Below are 18,375 nucleotides of genomic sequence, written 5' to 3'. Positions count from 1 at the left end.
CTTCTAAAAAGATACATTTTCTTTACAATTTTTTGTCTTCAGGAGGATCCTGTTTTTCTTTCTCAGTATCTAAAGAATCCTTTTTCTTCCATTTTCCAAAGGAGGTTCCCTTATGTTCCGTATAGGTCTTTGGATATTTTTTGCGATATCTTCGATATAGGTACGCAATGACAAGTCCTACTAAAATATAAGGAAGCAGATAAATCAATGCTATCACCAAGAACTGCAGCACATTTATAAACCAGACTCCTGTGCTTTGAAGGGCAAGGATTACTTTGCTGAAAAATCCGCCTTCTACTTCAGGGGCTTCCCTTATATGTTCTCGAAGGTTTAAGGTATAGCTTACATAATCGATTTGGCTGTTTAAATCATCCAGCCGAGCCTGCAGTTCTTCCTGCTGGGTTATGTTTTCGCTGATCCTGCTTTCTAAGGCGATAATGTCTTCCATAGATTCTGCCTGATCTAAAAGTTCCAAAAGCCTTTCATGCTGAGCTTTTAGACTATTCATTCGGATTTCCGTATTTTGATGAGGAACTGTAACGTCGTCGCTGCCCTTCGTTTCGGATGTGATCTTTCCAAAAGGTTTTAATGCGTTATAAAAAGAATCATTTTGATCCCGAGGTATCTTTATCCTGTAGTTCCCATTTTCATAAGAATTCCCCTGCTGAAGTTTTTGGCTGGATTCAAGGATTCCATTATGCTCCTCAGTCAGCTTTAAAAGTTTCTCCTCTGTATCCTCTACACTTTCTACAGTCATAGATAGTTGTATTGTATCTATCGTTTTACGATCCGGATCTCTTTGGATTTCTGTATTTTCTGGTGTTTCCTCACTGATCTTTGTATTTTCTTGAGGTGCAGGGCTCTTTACTCCATCTGTCTGCTGTGCTCCTTGACAGGCGGCTAGCAGCAGCATAGCTAGGATCAATACTCCAAATTTAAGCTTTTTCATAACTGTCTCCTTAGACACTCTGTTAAAAACTGTCTTTGCTCTATCCTTGTACTTTCGCCATCTGTACTTCTAGATATCCTACTATGATTTCATAATAGCCTGTAAGTAGTTCGTTCACCCTTTGATCCCCTGTATCTAATAACAGCCCTTGGAAGAACAGTTCCATCATTTTCTGTTTTGTTGCGATAATAATAATATTCTTTTTTCCGACCTTTTCTAGAACCTTCGCACTTAACTGCTGGTTTCCTCGTCCGAAAACATAGCCTTGTCCGCCGATAATTGTGACAACGATTTTAGCGTTTTCATATTTGTCTAAGGCTTCCAGTATTTCTTTCTCTGTCACATCTTTTGCGATGACTTCTTTGTTATAAACAAGATCCACCCCTAAAAGAGTTCCTTCCATCTCCATATTCGCCATCACTTTAAACACAGTAGAGCCTGTTCCGAAAATATAGAGGGTGTCCTCTTCATAGTCTTCGATCAGCTGATCGGCGATATTAATAAAATCTTCTTCATCGTCGAGAATTTTTCCGCTTTTTAAAGTCTGAACCATATTGCCTGCATTTAGTACATTTAAATAGCCGTAGAGCTTCGCATCGACTCTGTTTTCTCTAAAAAGTTCTTCGTTGATATCCATAACTTCGCTGATTTTTTCTGTATAAGACTCCCCTTTAATGTAATTAAGCAAAAGCTGTCCCGCTGTAGAAGGATTTAAGGCGAATACGGCAGAGTGGATCTTAACCCCTGCTGGAATTCCGATAACAAGCTGATCTTCCTTTACAGCATCCATAATATTGCGGGCCGTTCCGTCTCCCCCTGCGAAAACTAAAAGATCGACCCCTTCTTCATGTATAAGCTTTGCTCCTGCGATGGTATCTTCCGGCTTGGTCTTTTCTTTTTCTTCACCTAATACTTCATAGTCGAAACCCATCTTTTCCATTAAGTTTCCGCCCATTTTTCCTGGGAGGGTATAGACTTTAAACTGATCTTTCACGTCTAGAAGTTTCTCAAAAGCAATTCCTACTTTATTCTCCGACTCTGGAACTGCACCTAGTTCTAAAGCTTTCTTTAAAGTTTCTTCTCCATCGCTTCCCTTTAGCCCAACTTTCCCGCCAATCCCTGCTATAGGATTGATAATTAATCCGATCTTTTTCATATGTCTCCCCTATCTCCTAAAAAATTTTATATATAATTACCATATCTTGCAATCGATATCTTTTCTGTAACTTTTGTTACAACTTTCCCCTTCATCCTTTATTTTCTGTGAATCCCAACAGATTAAACCAGACAAAGCGCATTCGTTCTCTCATTCTAGAGATGATGCTTTCATCATCTAAAATCTTCCAGTCTATCGGAACCCATTTTGCATCGCAGGTTTCTCCTTTTTGAAAAATAATCTCCTCTAATGCAATTTCTTTTTTCAAAAAATAAAGATCCATCAGCTGATGGCGTACTTCTTCCACTACCCGTCTTTGGAAAAGAAGCTCTTCTCTTTCTACCTTTATTCCGATTTCCTCGGAGATTTCTCTACTCATCGCTTCCAGACTCTCTTCTCCGGCAATAGCCGATCCTGCCGTAGTCTCCCAATACCCGGGGAAGGTGCTTTTTTCTGGAGATCTTTTCGTAAAGAGCATTTCTCCTTTCGAATTTACAATGAAGACTTCTACAGAAAGATGATACTCTCCCGCCTTCAGTCCTTTCTGTTTCATAGCGGCATCTCTTGGAATAGTCCTTCCTGATTTTTCGCCCTTTTTATCTAATATATCCCATATTTCCATTTCTTTTCCCTTTATCCTGTTATATCTTTAAAATTTATTCGACCCGTTTTTATTCATTAAAGCTGCAAATATCACTACTAATATAAATACAAGAAGTATTCCTACAATAATGGCTGTAATATTCATAATATCCCTCCTTTCTCTTTTGTCTTATTTATTATAGATACCCAGTATATCTTCCTATTAAAAAAGGATATGCCTTTAAGACATACCCTTTTAAAACAGGAGCTTGTATTGTATCCTTTGTTCTTTGTTCCCAGCCTATTTAAAGACCTCAGAAAGAGCTGCTGAAAATCAGAATTTCCAGCTCTTTTTTCTACTGCAACTATTTCAAGAATTTATAAGTACAAAGCTCAAAGCTTCCCTGTTAAATACTCCAGAAGAAACATGTTACTCGTTTCTTCCTTCCCTATTTCCTACAAGCTGCAAACTATCACTTCTCTATCTGTCTTCTCTAAATGCAGATGGTGCTGGAGGTACTCCTCGTCCCCTTTCGATTTTTGTTACCAGCATAAAGGTAACAGCAGACCAGAAACTGCCGAAGACAATCGCAAGTATTCCGAAAGGCTCTCCCATCAGCTGCCATACTACAACAGCGATAGAGCCTACTACGATAGAAGAAATCCCTGCATTTTTCGTTGCATCTTCTACTACCATTCCCAAACCGTATGCTCCGATCGGTCCTGCAGAACGAAGGGCAAAGGCAAATAGGTTCAGCGTTACAATACTGATATTAAGCATTGCAATTAGAGAACTGACTATTAGAATAATAACATTCATTCCCCTTGCATAATAAATTACTTTTCGATCCTCTAAGTCAGGATTAAAATAGCGAAGATAAATATCGTTCATCATTATAGAGGATGCGCTTAGAAGGTTGGAATCGGCACTGGACATTGTTGCTGCTACGATAGATGCTGCCAATACTCCAGATACCCAAGTCGGTGCATAGTTCTGTACGGTATACATAAGAGCTGATGTTCCTGCTCCGCCGTCAAGACCTGGATTTTCCGCTAATGCTATAAGTCCTATAATAGTAGGAAGGAATGCAATCATAGCCATAAAGATAGCAGAAAGAATCGCTGCTTTTTGTGCTGTCTTCTCATCTTCTGCAGAAGAGAAACGGCTGACCATTTCCGGTCCGGAAAGGAAGGTACAGAAATAGTTGAAAATAAGTCCTATAATCGTAACCCATCCGACTTTAAAGAAATCAAGCTCTACCGGCGGAAGCATTTCTACGATAGTTCCCCATCCGCCGACACCTCGTAATATAAAGAACATACTTACTGCAAGTCCGGCAAAAATAATAAAGAACTGAATCAAGTCTGAGATCTGGTCTGCCAGCATTCCTCCCATAACTGTATAGACTCCCGTTACAATCGCTGCTATCACAATCGCAAGATTAAGAGGAATCCCTACAAGAACGGATAGTACCGACCCTGAGGCCAAAATCTGAGAAGAAGTCAATAAGAATAAAGATAATACGTTTAGAACGGCCGTAAATGTTCCTGCCGCATTTCCAAATCTTCTGTGAACGACTTCCGGAATCGTAATCGCCATCGTTTTACGAATTCTAGGAGCAAAATAAGCCAACGGTATCATGGCAATCGCCGCTGCCAATACATACCAGGATGCACTCATTCCCCACCCGGAGAATGCCCGTGCTGCAAGACCTGTTGTAGAGCCTCCTCCTACGTTGTTCGCTGAAAGAGAAGCTGCTATCATAACCACTCCGACGGATCTTCCTGCCAGCATATAATCTGTACTGGATTTTATCGCGTATTTATTTGTAAAAAATCCAATAGCCAGCATGCCGATAAGATAAATAATAACAATAATAATAGGTAATAAACTAACATTGCTGTCCATAAATAATCCTCCTTTTTTATTTTGCAGAGTCTCCTCTACAGTCTTAGAATAGCATATAATTTTTCCATTTCAAATGAATTTCACACTTTTTTGAAAAGGTTTGCTCTTTTTGCCCCAGTGAATATTCTTTTGTTAAGACTTTGTAAGAATAAATATTTTCCTAAAATAGAATAGGATCTCCTATTCACAGAAGACCCTTTTCTTTTCTTATTCTCTTTTTATTCATAACAGCCGCCTGTAAACTTATTCTTCCGGAATCAATAACCATGCCAACAAATAAACCAAGACACCGTTTATCGGAGTTAATGCAAATAGAACAAATAATATTCTTACAATAGTAGAGTCGATATTGAAATACTCCGCTAATCCGCCGCAAACACCGGCAATCTTATAATCATAATGGGATCGGGTTAATCTTCGTCTCATAATAACTCTCCTTTCTTTTTTTATTATATACCCACTTCTTACATCTTATATAAGATCCACTGGCTTCTTGAAGGGAAAAACTTTAAAGTATAACGCCTGCCCCCTGTTTGGCATTCGTAAACGAAAGCATCTATCCCCGCCTTCTTCTCTTTTTTGATGTCTATAATCTGCTCCACCTTTACGGTCTCCTTATAATCCATCCGAAACTGAATCGGCACAACCTCCTTATTTTCCTTATGCCATGCGATAACCTCGATTTCATTTAAGCGTACTTTCATAATACCCCTCCTAGAACGTATGTTCTTAATCCATTATAGAACTTATTCTGCTTTTTTTCAATTCTTCTTATAATAAAAAAAGAACTCGCCTCATTAAAAAACAAGTTCTTTTCCTTAGAAATGGCAACTTTATTCTTCCTTCTCTCTATAGACATCTCTTATTAAGAAACTGACATATAAAAGAATATAGTCATTTAGGACTTTCGGATCATACCCAGTATATTCATATATCTTATTTAATTTATACTGAAACGTATTTTTATGTATAAATAGTTTCTCAGAACTTTTGCTAATACTTTTGTTAAAATCCCCATAAGCAAATAAAATTTCTTTTAATTCCTGAAATTCTCCTTCCGGTATCTTTTTTGCGATCCGCTCTTCTATTAATTTCTTTCTCTCTCTTTCTAATCCTGTCAAGAGAAGTCCCATATCCATTTCTTCAAAAAACAAAACATCATTTATTTTCTTTCTCACATTCCAGTCTAATGCTTCCAAGGCATATTGAAACCCTTTCGAAGCTTCACTAATTGAATAGCTTACAGGGCCTGCTCCGAAACAGAAGGAATAACCGTAGACTTTATTTAAACTCCTTGAAAGACATTTTAAATCTTTTTCAAGAGCATCTCTTCGCACTTCTCTTGTGAATAAAAAGAGTTTCTGATCTCTTATATAATACATATAAGACTTGTGATTCCTAATCTTATTTTCGATCAGCTGATAAATTTCTTCATTCTGAAAATCTATCGGTTGAAAGTTTTTTCCTACCACCGTTCTATGGGGAAGATGATAATTATAATTTAGGACAAAAGAAGTATCTCCCTTCATTTTTCTTGCTTCATAATTCAATATATTCCAGATAATATATTGAAATCTTTCTCTCCTCTTTATACTGATTTCTTTCAAAAAATCTTCTTTAATTAAAATCTGAGTCATCTTTTTTATAATTTCGCCGTATTTTTCAATTTTTTCTTGTTCTCCAGTAATTCCAATCACTCCAATAACTTCTTTTTCCAAAGCAATCGGCATATTGATCCCTTTTCTGCTTCCCGTGTATTCATCATCCTCTCGTATAATCAACGGTTCTTTGTTACGCAGTACAATATCAGCCCTCCATGAAAATACCCGATTCTTGTTGGATCCGTACTGGCGATAATAATCGCCTTGCTATTCATGAAATTGATTTCTTGGGATAATATCTTCTTCATCTGGGTAACAATCTCCTGAGCAAGAACTTGTGAAATTTCCATGAGTCCGCCTCCTTATTGATTTGAATGAATTCAGTATAATTGTTCTGTGTAACAGAAACAATATTTTTTTCTTGTCCTCTAAATTATAGAAAACGTATTCCAAAAAATATATTATTAAAGTACAAAATACAATAAAAGGAGATTTTAAAATGCAAGTAGAAGTATCGGCTTTAGGAGCCGTAATCGGATTAATCATTTCCACTATTCTAATCTTTAAAAAAACACCACCCATCTATAGCTTACTGATTGGAGCACTGGCAGGAGGCTTGATCGGAGGGGCTACTTTAGTTCAGACTGTGGAGCTTATGATTGGCGGTGCTCAAGGAATGATGACAGCAATACTCCGAATCCTCGCCGCAGGAGTTTTAGCCGGAGTTCTTATCGAATCTGGCGCTGCTGAATCTATCGCAAGAACAATTATTCATACACTAGGAGAGACTAGAGCTCTCTTTGCATTAGCCTTAGCTGCCATGCTTTTAACAGCGGTAGGATTTTTATCGACATCGCCGTTATTACCGTTGCCCCTATTGCATTAATCGTGGCTAAAAATGCCAACATCAGCAAAACTGCCATTCTTTTGGCTATGATCGGAGGCGGTAAAGCGGGGAATGTGATGTCGCCGAATCCAAATACCATCGCTGTCTCAGAAGCTTTTCAAAGCCCCCTTACTTCTGTAATGCTTGCAGGTGTTCTTCCGGGAATTGCAGCCCTCTTTATTACTTATTTTTTTGCAAAGCGTCTTTCTCAAAAAGGAGCTTTTATAAAAGAAGAAGAACTAGAAAAAACAGAAGTGGATAAAGATCTTCCTACTTTCATAAAGGCTTTGTCCGGACCTATTATAGCAGTCCTTCTTCTCTCTCTTCGTCCTGCTGCTGGTATCGTGATAGATCCGATCATCGCCTTGCCTGTTGGCGGGATTATAGGATCTATCACCATGGGAAAATATAAAGACCTTCTCCACCAAGCTAACTTCGGATTAAGTAAAATGTCTTCTGTAGCTATTTTGCTTATTGGTACAGGAACCATCGCAGGAATTATTACAAATTCTACTCTAGGAGCTGTATTAATAGAAGGGATTACAAGTTTAGGACTTCCCGTCTATCTCCTCGCCCCTATTTCAGGTATCGTAATGTCTGCAGCTACTGCTTCTACTACCTCCGGTTCTATTGTGGCAAGTTCTGTTTTTAGCGCTCCCCTATTGGAGTCTGGAATCAGCGCTTTAGCAGGAGCCGCTATGATCCATGCAGGAGCGACTGTCCTTGACCATCTTCCCCATGGAAGTTTCTTTCACGCAACCGGCGGAAGCGTGCTTATGAATTTTAAGGACCGTTTAAAACTTATTCCCTACGAATCCATGATCGGTTTAACGATAACTATCGTTTCAGTGATCTTGTTTGGAATTTTAGGCTAAAATATAAGGAGAATTTAATGAAAATTGTAATTGCACCAGATTCCTTTAAAGAAAGTATGTCTGCTTTAGAAGCAGCCTGCGCTATAGAAGAAGGTTTTAAAACCATTTATCCAACAGCAGATTATATAAAAGTCCCCATGGCCGATGGTGGCGAAGGTACTGTCCAGTCTATTATTGACGCTACCGGCGGAACTCTAAAAAAACTGTCCGTCACCGGTCCTCTTCTTTCTTCAGTAGATGCTTTTTACGGAATCTCTGGAGACAAAAAACTTGCTGTTATTGAAATGGCCGCAGCTTCAGGCCTTGAAAAAGTTTTACCTCAAGATCGCAATCCTCTTATTACAACAACAATAGGATTTGGAGAACTGATAGAAGATGCTATAAATGAAGGAGTTTCGGAAATTTTATTAGGCATCGGCGGAAGTGCTACCAACGACGGCGGAGCTGGTATAATTCAACGTCTTGGCGGAAAACTTTTAGACGAGAATAACTCCCCGATTTCTCCCAACGGAGAGGGATTAGGAAGACTAAGAAAAATTGATATTTCTAATATGAATCCTCGGCTTAAAGAAATAAAAATAAGAGTTGCCTGCGATGTAGACAATCCCCTTACCGGCCCAAATGGAGCCTCTTTTATTTATGGACCTCAAAAAGGCGGGACCCCAGAACAACTGGAACTCTTAGATCAAAACTTATCTCATTATGCCTCATTAATAAAAAAACAGCTTAAAAAAGATGTAGAATTCCTTCCCGGAGCCGGAGCTGCAGGCGGATTGGGAGCGGGGCTTGTTGCATTTCTCGACGGAAAACTTGAGAGAGGCGGAAATCTTCTAGTCGATATTTTAGATCTAGAAGAAAAAATTTCAGGCGCCGATCTTGTTATCACAGGGGAAGGAGGAATCAATCATCAAACCATCTTCGGAAAGACCCCTGTTGCCGTTTCACGTGTTGCTAAAAAACACAATGTACCTGTTATAGCGATAGCAGGCTCTCTTAGTAAAGGATATGAGGAAATATTCAAGGAAGGTATCACCGCAGCCTTCAGTATTATTCCAGAATTTTCAAGCCTTCAAGCTGCCTTAGAAAAGGGACCTGTTAATTTAAAAAACACTGCTGCAAATATTGCAAAAGTTATGAAAATAAGATTATAAAAAGAGGCTTTCTACTCAGACAAGCCTCTTTTTATAATCTTTTTTCTACAATAATTATTTTATTCAACATATTATTAAGTGAATTTTTCGATACTATCTTCATCTATACAGTTTCAAAACTTTTTCTCTTCATAAGATAAACTTTGTTCTGGACAGATTTCTATGCATAGTCCGCATCCAACACAATTCTCAAAATTCTGTTCTACTTTATTTTGTTTTTTATATCTTGCATTTTGGGGACAAATCTTCACACACGCTTGGCATCCCACACATTTATATGAATCTAAAACCACAGTGTAAATACCCATGTTTTTATTGGGAAAAAAATTAATTGTTTTCAACAATTTTAAAAACGTATTATCTTTTGTACATTGATATCCTAAAACTCTTCTAAAAAATGACTTCATCTCATTCTCACAAATTAAAAATGCTTCCCTTCTTGAACACACCTTATCTTTAAAACTAGGTAAATTCTGTTTTTCATTATCCCAAAATTCTATTGACCAAAACTCACATCCAATATTTTCCATTAGTTTTTTATTTAAATAAGTATTAACATTATCCACCATTTTCTTCACGTACTCATTCCTGTTATTTCCAATAACTACTATCTTTCGAATCCCTTGTAAGTAAAATCGACTAATCGCATCCATGCTGAAATAATATTCATTACTAAAATATATTGAATTTGCCTTAAATCTAAATTTTTTATCAAAACTTATATAGAGTGTTTGAGCTATTATGTAAAATTCGCGTTCAACTGAATGAAGAGCCTTAGTAGGACAATGCTCGCTACATGCACCGCAGCCGTCACAGTTGTTCGCGATATTTATTAGACTATTTTCCCAAGAAATATAGTCTTTATAGCAGACATCTTTGCATTTACTACAACTACTTTTACTCGAAATATATCGCAGACATTTCTCTTTCTTCCAATATGGTCGATGATCTATTCGCTCTAATATATCAAATAGGCTCATTTATCTTCTCCCTTAACTGCTTTTTTACTTTTTTCAATTACTCTCATCATTAATAAACCTAATTCAAATAACCCCCATAAGGGTAAAGCTGTTAACATTTGTGAGATAACATCAGGTGGAGTTAATACCGCCGAAACAATAACTATAGTTAAAATAGTATATTTTCTATTTTTACTTAATTTTGAAGAAGTTATAATTCCTACAACTGCTGCTAGACACATAAATAAAGGGAGTTCAAATACTATCCCAGATATTAACATTGTATTGATCACAAAAGATAAATACTGTCCTATTTCATACTGCGCTTGAACTTGCTCTGCTGAAAAACTTTCAAAAAATTCAATGCTAAAGGGAATAATTATTTTATAAGCAAAAAAACATCCAATATAAAATAACAGACTCCCTATTATAAGCATAAAGAAAAATATCCGCTTTTCTTTTGGATACAGCCCAGGATTTATAAATCCCCATACTTGATATAATAATAGCGGACTGATTAAAACAAATGAAATAGTCATTGATAGTTTTATATATGTTATAAATAAAGCTGCTGGTGTTAAGTAAATAAATTGTATACTTATAAATTTACCTAACAAGGAATTAAAAATCGGCTCACAATAATAAAAAATTATCAAAGAAAAGAAAAACCATGCTGTCAACACTATAATAATTCGTGTCCGTAGTTCTTTTATATGCTCTAGTATAGTTATTGCCGTATCTTCCTTCCCTTCCCACCAATTATTTAATATCTTCAACGTTTTCCTCTTTTTCGGGCTTTCCATCCATACCATCAGTAACTTCTTTTTTAACATTGCGGATGGTTCTACCTATCGTTTTTCCAATCTCAGGAAGATTTTTGGGCCCAAAAATAAGTAACGCTATAAAAGCAATTACGACTAACTCTTGCATACCAATTTTTCCAAACATAATAGTCTCCTTTATTTGTTCTTTTCTATATTATTTGATCTCTTCTTAAAATTTTTATCATTTTTTATTTTTTTATTTCCATTCTTTACTTTTGCTTCTTTGATAGGCTTTATATAAAGAATAGGTTTATACTTTTTATTTCCCGGATAATTTTTCACTTCAAGTACTGCATCTTTATTTAGTGAACCCAATTTGTTTTTTTCCATAAATTTTAAAGAGCGAGTCGAACATGCACTAACACATGCAGGACTTTGACCTTTTTCCAACAAATCTATACATAAATCACATTTTTGCACAATACGATCTTTATCAGCGTGGACAGCATTATAAGGACAAACCCTTATACAATTATGGCAAGAAATACATTTATTTTTATTCCATTGCACTGATCCAAACTTTGTCTCTCGATACATTGCCCCTGTTGGACACTTATCTATGCAAAGTGCCTTTTCACAGTGATTGCAACTATATGATAAATTGTAGCTCCATACATCAGGAAATCTACCTCCCTCTATAGATTCTACTTTTCTTAAACTTAAATTAGGCGCATTCATTCTATTTTTGTCCCGACAGGCAATATGACATACCTTACATCCACTACAACGTCTCATATCATAATAAAAACAATATTTCATTTTACCTCCTAAAAATATATTCGCTCTGGCTGATTAATATCATCTTTAAATCCTGATTCAGGATATAATTCTACTTGCCCAATACAAGCCTGCCAAGATTCAATATCTGGTCCTGATGGATAATCTCCCGTAAGAATATTTGGAGATCCTGCAATACAGTATCCATCTTTATTAAATTCCACTGCAGGACCTTCATAAATAACTATTATTCCTGGCATAATTCTTTCACTAAGTTTTGCTCTTCTTACGATACTTCCTATGGAATTATAAATACGGATTACTGATCTCTCTTTTATTTTTCTTTTTTTTGCATCAATCGGATTTATTAAAACATGATTAGGGAATGCCTCTTTTAGCCAACGTACATTCCCCATGCTGGAGTGAGTAAAACGTCGACCATGAATACAACATATTTGCAGCGGATATTTTCCTTTAATTTTTTTCTTAAAGTCTGCAAAAGTAGCTTCGTATCCTGCCCTTGGTGGATCATATACAGCTATCGGATTCCCTTTGTTCCACCCAGCCGCAGTAACAAGATCTGACAATTCTTGACAATGTATTTGAATTTTTCCAGAACGAGTATCTAATGGGTATTTTTCCGGATCTTTTCTAAATTTCTCATTATGTATATATCTATAATTATCATTTTCTTTCCGTTCTACTTGATAAATCCCTTTCTCTTTAAATTCCAAAATTGGAATCCGCCCTTTTTGTTCATTTCCTTGAACTTTTAAAATCTCTATATCCTTTTTTGTAATGCTGACTAGAGGCTCATACCCATTTCCATTTTCTTTTATAACGGACGCCCCTGCTACCATATTGAATAAAATCTGTTTCTCAGGTAAAGGATTAACCAGCTTCTCATCGATATTAAGTCTTTTTGCAAGCTCTGCTGCTATCCAATTGTCATCTCTTGTCTCATAAAGCGGCTCCATAACTTTACCTGTCCAAATAAGCATTTCTCGATTTCCAGTCAGAACAGCTCCTTCTTTTTCCCATGGAAATGTTACGGGAAAAATAATATCTGAAAACATTGCTGTTGTATCCATATACATTTGATGCGAAACTACTGTATCTACTTTTCGATATGCCTCAATACCTTTATTGATATTATTAGTTTGAGTCAGACATCCTGAGAAACAAGAATAGATCATATGTATATCAATATCTTCTTTTTTATCGGGCCCTGCAGTATATTGGCCCGAGAGAATTGCTTCCCAATGTTCATTAGTACAAAGCATTGTTTTAACAGGATTTTCAATATCTTCATAACCTTTCTTGCCTGCTTTTACTAAATTTGGTCCTCCATTAGTAGAAGGTTCTTGATTGCTAACTGTAAATGCTCCACCCGCTATACCATGATTTCCCGTCATAGCCCCTAGAGTAACTTGTGCCAAACATATATGTTGTGCTTTTTCTACACGTGCTGAATTCCAACCAAATAAAATCGTAGTTGGTTTTGTTCTTCCAACTTCAATTGCCAATTCATATATAAGTTTTGCGGGTGTTCCACATATCTCAGATGCCCAGTCTGGAGTCTTTGCAATACCGTCATACGTTCCTAATACATAGTCTTTAAAATTCTCTTTAGGATCAGCTCCTTCATGCATATGTTCAGCATCAAAACCAACAGTACATCGATTAAGAAAATCCCAATCAATCATCGGAGTATTCTTACTATCTTCTTTAATCATCACATATGCCATTGCTAATAGCATAGTTGTATCTGTTGCTGGACGGATTGGTATATACTGATCTGCAAGCATAGCTGCTGTTTCCGTATATATCGGATCAACTACAATAAATCGAATCCCTTTTTCTTTAGCTCTAATGAGATTTTGTACTGAAGTACCTGTCTGCGTAACTGCAGGATTATTCCCCCACAAAATAATAAGCTTAGCATTAAGCAGATCCATTCTATCATTTTGAATATGAGATTTTTGATTTACTCCCAATATCGGTTTCATAGCCTTTTGCCAACAACCTCTAGAACGGCTTCCATACTTTCCTGTATAGCCTCCATATGCTGCAAATAAACGGCGTAAATTAGTTTTTTCGCTATCTCCGCCTTCCATTAAGTAAAAGGCTTCATTACTATATTCTTTTTTTATCCTTTTCATTTCATCCGCTACATAATTTAATGCCTCATCCCATGTGATTCGTTCCCACGTATCCTTGCCCCTCATATGTCCATTAGGATTTTCAGGAGACCAAGAGGATCTTTTCATTGGGTATTTTAGTCTATCTGGACCAAATATTCTCATATGCTGTGACCAACCTCTGACGCAAGCTCTTTGTTGTGGATTGTCATATGAATCAAGATGCGTATCATCTGTTTTAATTCTTACTACTTGTCCGTTTTGTATATTCGCTTGGATGAAGCATCTACCTCCACAATTATCCCAACAAGGTGCAGGTATCCAATTATCATTCTCTGCAGCTAATTCTGCTGCATGAGCTTTATCCACTTTTCCTAAGATATATTCCCATCCAGAAAATCCTATAGTTGCTAAAATCCCGCTTATCTCTAAAAATGTACGTCGTTTAACCTTCACTGAAACAGCCCCTCTTCTTTGTTGTATCATTTCTTTTAATATTAGATAAATAATTAAAATCATCTAATAAAAATCTCATAAAATAATTAATTACAGAGTGAAACCAAATGCCTTCTTTATAACTATGAATCCTCTCAGCTAAAAGCCCCCCCCAATTCAAAAGATGCTCTTTTAAAAAAACTATTTGATCTTCTATAATCTCATTTTTATTCTTCTTTTCGTCAATAGAAAGTCCAATCAACTTCACCATAAAATCTAACTCAGTAGCTAAATGATCATCAGGTTCTTGTGGAAATCCATTAGCTATAAATTGATATTTTAAATACTTTTTACGAACTTCAAACGTCTGTTCCTGAAATGTCAATCCTTCCGGATGAAAATAACTAGATTCCCATAATGGAGCAATTAAATGTACTGGGTTTTCAAAGAGATAATAGTATTGGAGCTCTGGACTATCTTCTATTATTTTTTCGCCTGAGATAATCAACCTTTGCATACTTATCAACTTTTCTTTTTCTATCTTAAGTATTTGATTTGACTCTTCAGGTAATAATTCAAGGATAGAATGTTCAAATAAAGCAGATAGATATTCTTTTGTAGGCTTATTCGCAAATAAATCTCTTAATATAAGATAACTAATTCTTCTCTGCTCCATAAGCTCTATAAAATCGTTCATTACAACACCTCGATTATCTAATATTCATAAAATTATTTATGTTTAAACTGATTCTAGCACAGCTAAAAAAACAATGGCAAGTTGCATTTTTCTATACATTGACATCACCACTTATCTCCAATATATTTAATAGGACAAAACATAAAGGAGAGAATACTATGAGAAAAATATTGACCTTAGCACTATCTTTGATGATGATCTTTGTTTTAGGAGCCTGCAGTTCCAATGAAAAAGGGGCAGAAAATGAAGAAGGAACAACTACAACATCTGCACAGACTTTTAATATCGGAGCGATTCCCGATCAGGATGCTTCGGAATTAAACCCGAATATGGATCAGATGGCTAAATACTTAAGCGAGAAAATTGGCCATAATGTTAAATTCATCCCCTCAAACGACTATGCATCCTTAGTTACCGCTTTTGAACGAGGCGAAATGCAGATGGTATGGTTTGGCGGTTTAACCGGTGTGCAAGCCCGTTCTGCTGTGGAAGGGGCAGAAGCGATAGCCCAAAGACCCAGCGATGCAGAATTCAAGTCTGTATTTATTCAGCAAAAAGGTTTGGGTCTTGAAGGGATTGAAGATGTAAAAGGACATACTTTTACTTTCGGAAGTGAAAGTTCTACCTCTGGTTCTTTGATGCCAAGATATTTTATGACACAAGCTGGGATCGATCCTGAAAAAGATTTAAATGGCCAGCCGAATTATTCCGGCAATCACGATACTACTATTAAACTAGTTGAAACCGGTGCTTTTGAAACCGGGGCTTTAAACATTTCTGTATGGGAAAAGACCGTTGCAGAAGGAAATGTAGATTTAGACAAAGTAGAAGTGTTCTATACAACACCTGACTACTATGATTATAACTGGACTGTAAACAAAGATAAATTTTTAGATACTATTTACGGCGAAGGTACAAAAGAAAAGCTGAAAGAAGCTCTTTTCGCTATGAGTCCTGAAGGCAGCGAAGAAGAGAAAGCTGTTCTTAATTTCTTCCAAACAGATAAATTTATAGAAACGAATAACGACAATTATAAAAATATTGAAGAAGTAGCAAGAAGCTTAGGAATGGTTAATTAAATTATGGATAAATCCTTATCTGCCATTTACGAAATAAACAATATATGTAAGGATTACGGGAATAAAAGGGTGCTGTCTTCTCTTTCATTAAAAATATACGAAGGAGAAAGTGTTGCCCTTATCGGACCAAGCGGAGCCGGTAAAACTACGCTGCTGAATATTCTTGCAAATGTTATAGAGCCAGACAGCGGCGAAGTCTTATTAACAGGGACACCGCTTAAAGAATTCAAGTCTCGAAAAGAATTCGCAAAAAAAGTAGGTATTATGCGTCAACAGTTTGACTTGGTCAGACAATTGCCGGCGATACAAAATGTACTTGCCGGCAGACTCAATGAATGGGGAGTCTTGAAGTCTTTGATTTCTTTAGTTTTTCCTGAAAAGGACTATGCTGAAAAAGCTCTTGAACGAGTAGGTCTTGCGGATAAGATTTATGAAAAAACGTCGAACCTTTCCGGAGGAGAACAGCAGAGAGTTGCCATTGCAAGATTATTAGTCCAACACCCAGAAGTTGTTCTGGCTGATGAACCAATCTCCTCCTTGGACCCGGCACGAGCCGATGATATCTTATCCATTCTAACAAAATTAACGGAAGAAGGCGGAGAAACATTAATAACTGTCCTTCATTCTGTTGATTATGCAAAAATCTATTTTAAAAGAATTATCGGTATGCGAAAGGGAGAGATCCATTTTGATCTGCCTGCAAAAGAAGTAACCGATGAACTGCTGAAAGATCTCTATACTCTTGACGAATTCGAAGAGGTTAAAACAAATGAATAAATTCGATGAATTCTTAATATTTCATAAAAAAGGATTTCTTAATCTTATCCTCTTTCTCGTCTTTTTATGGAGCCTTTTTCAGATACCTTGGGGAGAAAATTTAATTCATCCAGGCGGCTCTGTTGCCATTCATCAAATCTTTCAGGGAATGATCACGCCAGATCTTTCTGCTCAAACACTAGAATATGCTGTCATTGCCTCGATACGAACTGTCGCCTATGCTGTAACGGGAATGACTGTGGCTCTTCTAATTGCTATGACATTAGGCGTTCTTGCATCCGGAGTTCTTTTTAAAGAAAAAAGAAGGAGCAGAGTTTTAAAAAGTTTCTTTAGGGGAATTTTAGGTTTTATGAGAGCGATCCATGAACTGGTATGGGCATGGCTTTTTGTAGCAGCTATCGGGTTATCTCCTTATGCTGCAGTTTTTGCCTTAGGAATTCCTTATGGAGGTACTTTAGGAAGAGTCTTTGCAGACATGCTGGAGGATGTTCCGAAAGAGCCTATTTCTTCTTTGGAATCTGCCGGCGCCAACAAACTCCAGGTTCTGTTCTATGGATATCTCCCTATTGCAAAAGCGGATATGATCAGCTATGGGATGTATCGTTTTGAATGTGCTATCCGCTCTTCTACTATTATGAGTTTTATCGGTCTCGGAGGTTTGGGTTATCAAATTCAAATGGCTTTAAGCGATCTAAGTTATTCCAGGGTCTGGACATACCTCTACTTTCTGATTCTTTTAGTCTTTTTAATCGACTTGTGGAGCAATGGAATTCGTAAAAGGGAGACTGCATAATGAAAAAAATAAAATTCAATTTCAAAACATTTTCCTATGCTTTATTTTTTATATTGCTTGCCGTTTCCTGGTTTTTTATTATCGTTGTAGATGAAGGGGATTTTTTCGGTCTCTTTACAGAAAAAAATGCAGAATTCTTGAGGAGATTCCTTCAGGGATTGGTAGGTGCCGGCGAAGAAACACCGGCCTTTTTACAGAAAGATGCTGTCTTAAATATACTGGAACTAATGGGAGAAACTTTATGGATGAGCATCCTTGCCATTGGATTTGCTACAATTGCAATGCTTATCACCGTCCTTCCCAGTGCTCGGAATGTAGCAGATGGAAGTCTTCTATTAAAAAAACACTGGTATGATAGACCCCTCTTTCTCTTTCTTCGATTGATTTACATCATCACAAGAGCGATTCCGGAATTGGTCTGGGCTATGATTATTATCTTTATCTTCCAGCCGGGAATTCTCCCTGGAGCTATCGCTTTAGCTCTTCATAATTATGGAATTTTGGGAAAACTCTGCGCTGAAGTGATCGAAGATCTAAAAGAAGATCCTATACGAAATCTCGCCTCTTGCGGGGCAAACAGTGTTCAAATCATGGTTTACGGCATAGCACCGGCTGTAACTGCTAAATTTCTCACTTATATTATTTATCGTTGGGAAGTTATTATCCGAACGACTATTGTTGTGGGTTTTGTGGGCGCAGGAGGTCTTGGGATGCAGTTTAAACTGGCTATGAGCTATTTCCGCTATTCGGAAATCACCTTGATTCTTATTGCCTACCTGCTTTTAGTATGGCTAGCGGATATTGTATCGAATCAGACAAGAAAAATAGTAAGTTAAAAACAAAA

General features: G+C 36.8%; 20 protein-coding genes and 1 pseudogene. 7 read left to right on the top strand and 14 right to left on the bottom strand.

Features of this window, described 5'->3' with window-relative positions; genetic code table 11:
• Positions 1–22: 22 nt before the first annotated feature.
• The 8 genes and pseudogenes from ACTQ46_RS03970 to ACTQ46_RS03935 all read right to left on the bottom strand — a co-directional run.
• Entirely contained in the window at positions 23–949 is a 927-nt protein-coding gene (locus ACTQ46_RS03970; RefSeq protein WP_441747606.1) for a DUF4349 domain-containing protein, read from the bottom strand.
• A 40-nt stretch (positions 950–989) separates the two neighbouring features.
• Positions 990–2,105 carry an ATP-NAD kinase family protein gene (locus ACTQ46_RS03965; RefSeq protein ID WP_441747605.1) on the bottom strand — a complete coding sequence of 372 codons (1,116 nt, stop codon included), beginning with the start codon at positions 2,103–2,105 and terminating at the stop codon, positions 990–992.
• A gap of 91 nt (positions 2,106–2,196) precedes the next feature.
• Positions 2,197–2,727, bottom strand: coding sequence for an NUDIX hydrolase (locus ACTQ46_RS03960; protein ID WP_441747603.1), 531 nt, complete (start codon positions 2,725–2,727; stop codon positions 2,197–2,199).
• 441 nt (positions 2,728–3,168) lie between these two features.
• Positions 3,169–4,596, bottom strand: coding sequence for a sodium:solute symporter family protein (locus tag ACTQ46_RS03955; protein ID WP_441747602.1), 1,428 nt, complete (start codon positions 4,594–4,596; stop codon positions 3,169–3,171).
• 243 nt (positions 4,597–4,839) lie between these two features.
• On the bottom strand, positions 4,840–5,022 hold the full coding sequence (locus ACTQ46_RS03950) for a PspC domain-containing protein (RefSeq protein ID WP_441747600.1): 183 nt from the start codon (positions 5,020–5,022) through the stop codon (positions 4,840–4,842).
• A gap of 38 nt (positions 5,023–5,060) precedes the next feature.
• A complete protein-coding gene (locus ACTQ46_RS03945; RefSeq protein ID WP_441747599.1) occupies positions 5,061–5,300 on the bottom strand; it encodes a hypothetical protein in 240 nt (79 codons plus the stop codon).
• 129 nt (positions 5,301–5,429) lie between these two features.
• Complete coding sequence (locus ACTQ46_RS03940; protein ID WP_441747687.1) at positions 5,430–5,729, bottom strand: PucR family transcriptional regulator; 300 nt, start codon at positions 5,727–5,729, stop codon at positions 5,430–5,432.
• A gap of 63 nt (positions 5,730–5,792) precedes the next feature.
• Positions 5,793–6,505, bottom strand: a pseudogene (locus tag ACTQ46_RS03935) (sugar diacid recognition domain-containing protein); the annotation flags it as partial.
• Between the two features lie 191 nt (positions 6,506–6,696).
• Here ACTQ46_RS03935 and ACTQ46_RS03930 point away from each other — a divergent pair.
• From ACTQ46_RS03930 to ACTQ46_RS03920, 3 genes are read left to right on the top strand one after another with little or no spacing between them, the layout of a single operon-like run.
• A complete protein-coding gene (locus ACTQ46_RS03930; protein ID WP_441747598.1) occupies positions 6,697–7,083 on the top strand; it encodes a GntT/GntP/DsdX family permease in 387 nt (128 codons plus the stop codon).
• A 2-nt stretch (positions 7,084–7,085) separates the two neighbouring features.
• Positions 7,086–7,958: a GntP family permease gene (locus ACTQ46_RS03925; RefSeq protein ID WP_441747597.1), complete on the top strand. Its 873-nt coding sequence runs from the start codon at positions 7,086–7,088 to the stop codon at positions 7,956–7,958.
• Between the two features lie 17 nt (positions 7,959–7,975).
• Positions 7,976–9,109: a glycerate kinase gene (locus ACTQ46_RS03920; RefSeq protein ID WP_441747596.1), complete on the top strand. Its 1,134-nt coding sequence runs from the start codon at positions 7,976–7,978 to the stop codon at positions 9,107–9,109.
• 113 nt (positions 9,110–9,222) lie between these two features.
• On the opposite strand, the gene ACTQ46_RS03915 is transcribed toward ACTQ46_RS03920, so the two are convergent.
• The 6 genes from ACTQ46_RS03915 to ACTQ46_RS03890 are packed head-to-tail and all read right to left on the bottom strand — an operon-like array spanning position 9,223 to position 14,882.
• Complete coding sequence (locus ACTQ46_RS03915) at positions 9,223–10,089, bottom strand: 4Fe-4S binding protein (RefSeq protein WP_441747594.1); 867 nt, start codon at positions 10,087–10,089, stop codon at positions 9,223–9,225.
• Positions 10,086–10,844, bottom strand: coding sequence for a twin-arginine translocase subunit TatC (tatC, locus tag ACTQ46_RS03910; protein ID WP_441747592.1), 759 nt, complete (start codon positions 10,842–10,844; stop codon positions 10,086–10,088). Before tatC ends, ACTQ46_RS03915 begins: the two co-directional genes overlap by 4 nt.
• Positions 10,828–11,016 carry a twin-arginine translocase TatA/TatE family subunit gene (locus ACTQ46_RS03905; RefSeq protein ID WP_441747590.1) on the bottom strand — a complete coding sequence of 63 codons (189 nt, stop codon included), beginning with the start codon at positions 11,014–11,016 and terminating at the stop codon, positions 10,828–10,830. The genes tatC and ACTQ46_RS03905 overlap by 17 nt, the downstream gene beginning before the upstream one ends.
• Positions 11,017–11,027: 11 nt before the next feature.
• Positions 11,028–11,651, bottom strand: coding sequence for a 4Fe-4S dicluster domain-containing protein (locus ACTQ46_RS03900; RefSeq protein WP_441747589.1), 624 nt, complete (start codon positions 11,649–11,651; stop codon positions 11,028–11,030).
• Positions 11,652–11,659: 8 nt separating this feature from the next.
• Positions 11,660–14,269: a molybdopterin-dependent oxidoreductase gene (locus ACTQ46_RS03895; protein ID WP_441747587.1), complete on the bottom strand. Its 2,610-nt coding sequence runs from the start codon at positions 14,267–14,269 to the stop codon at positions 11,660–11,662.
• Positions 14,196–14,882 (bottom strand): TorD/DmsD family molecular chaperone, encoded by a 687-nt coding sequence (locus ACTQ46_RS03890; protein ID WP_441747585.1) that lies wholly within the window; start codon positions 14,880–14,882, stop codon positions 14,196–14,198. Before ACTQ46_RS03890 ends, ACTQ46_RS03895 begins: the two co-directional genes overlap by 74 nt.
• A gap of 158 nt (positions 14,883–15,040) precedes the next feature.
• Here ACTQ46_RS03890 and ACTQ46_RS03885 point away from each other — a divergent pair, with 158 nt between their 5' ends.
• From ACTQ46_RS03885 to ACTQ46_RS03870, 4 genes are read left to right on the top strand one after another with little or no spacing between them, the layout of a single operon-like run.
• The gene (locus tag ACTQ46_RS03885; protein ID WP_441747583.1) at positions 15,041–15,961 is read left to right on the top strand and encodes a putative selenate ABC transporter substrate-binding protein; all 921 of its coding nucleotides are present in this window, start codon (positions 15,041–15,043) and stop codon (positions 15,959–15,961) included.
• A gap of 3 nt (positions 15,962–15,964) precedes the next feature.
• The gene (locus tag ACTQ46_RS03880; RefSeq protein ID WP_441747582.1) at positions 15,965–16,738 is read left to right on the top strand and encodes a phosphonate ABC transporter ATP-binding protein; all 774 of its coding nucleotides are present in this window, start codon (positions 15,965–15,967) and stop codon (positions 16,736–16,738) included.
• Complete coding sequence (locus ACTQ46_RS03875) at positions 16,731–17,531, top strand: PhnE/PtxC family ABC transporter permease (RefSeq protein ID WP_441747580.1); 801 nt, start codon at positions 16,731–16,733, stop codon at positions 17,529–17,531. The genes ACTQ46_RS03880 and ACTQ46_RS03875 overlap by 8 nt, the downstream gene beginning before the upstream one ends.
• Entirely contained in the window at positions 17,531–18,367 is an 837-nt protein-coding gene (locus ACTQ46_RS03870; protein ID WP_441747578.1) for a PhnE/PtxC family ABC transporter permease, read from the top strand. Before ACTQ46_RS03875 ends, ACTQ46_RS03870 begins: the two co-directional genes overlap by 1 nt.
• Positions 18,368–18,375: the final 8 nt, after the last annotated feature.

It is taken from the genome of Gallicola sp. Sow4_E12 (genome assembly GCF_052116305.1).
GTDB lineage: Bacteria > Bacillota > Clostridia > Tissierellales > Peptoniphilaceae > JBQKLI01.
The sequence above is the reverse complement of the archived record's forward strand: the minus strand, read 5'-3'. Positions and strand labels throughout refer to the sequence as shown.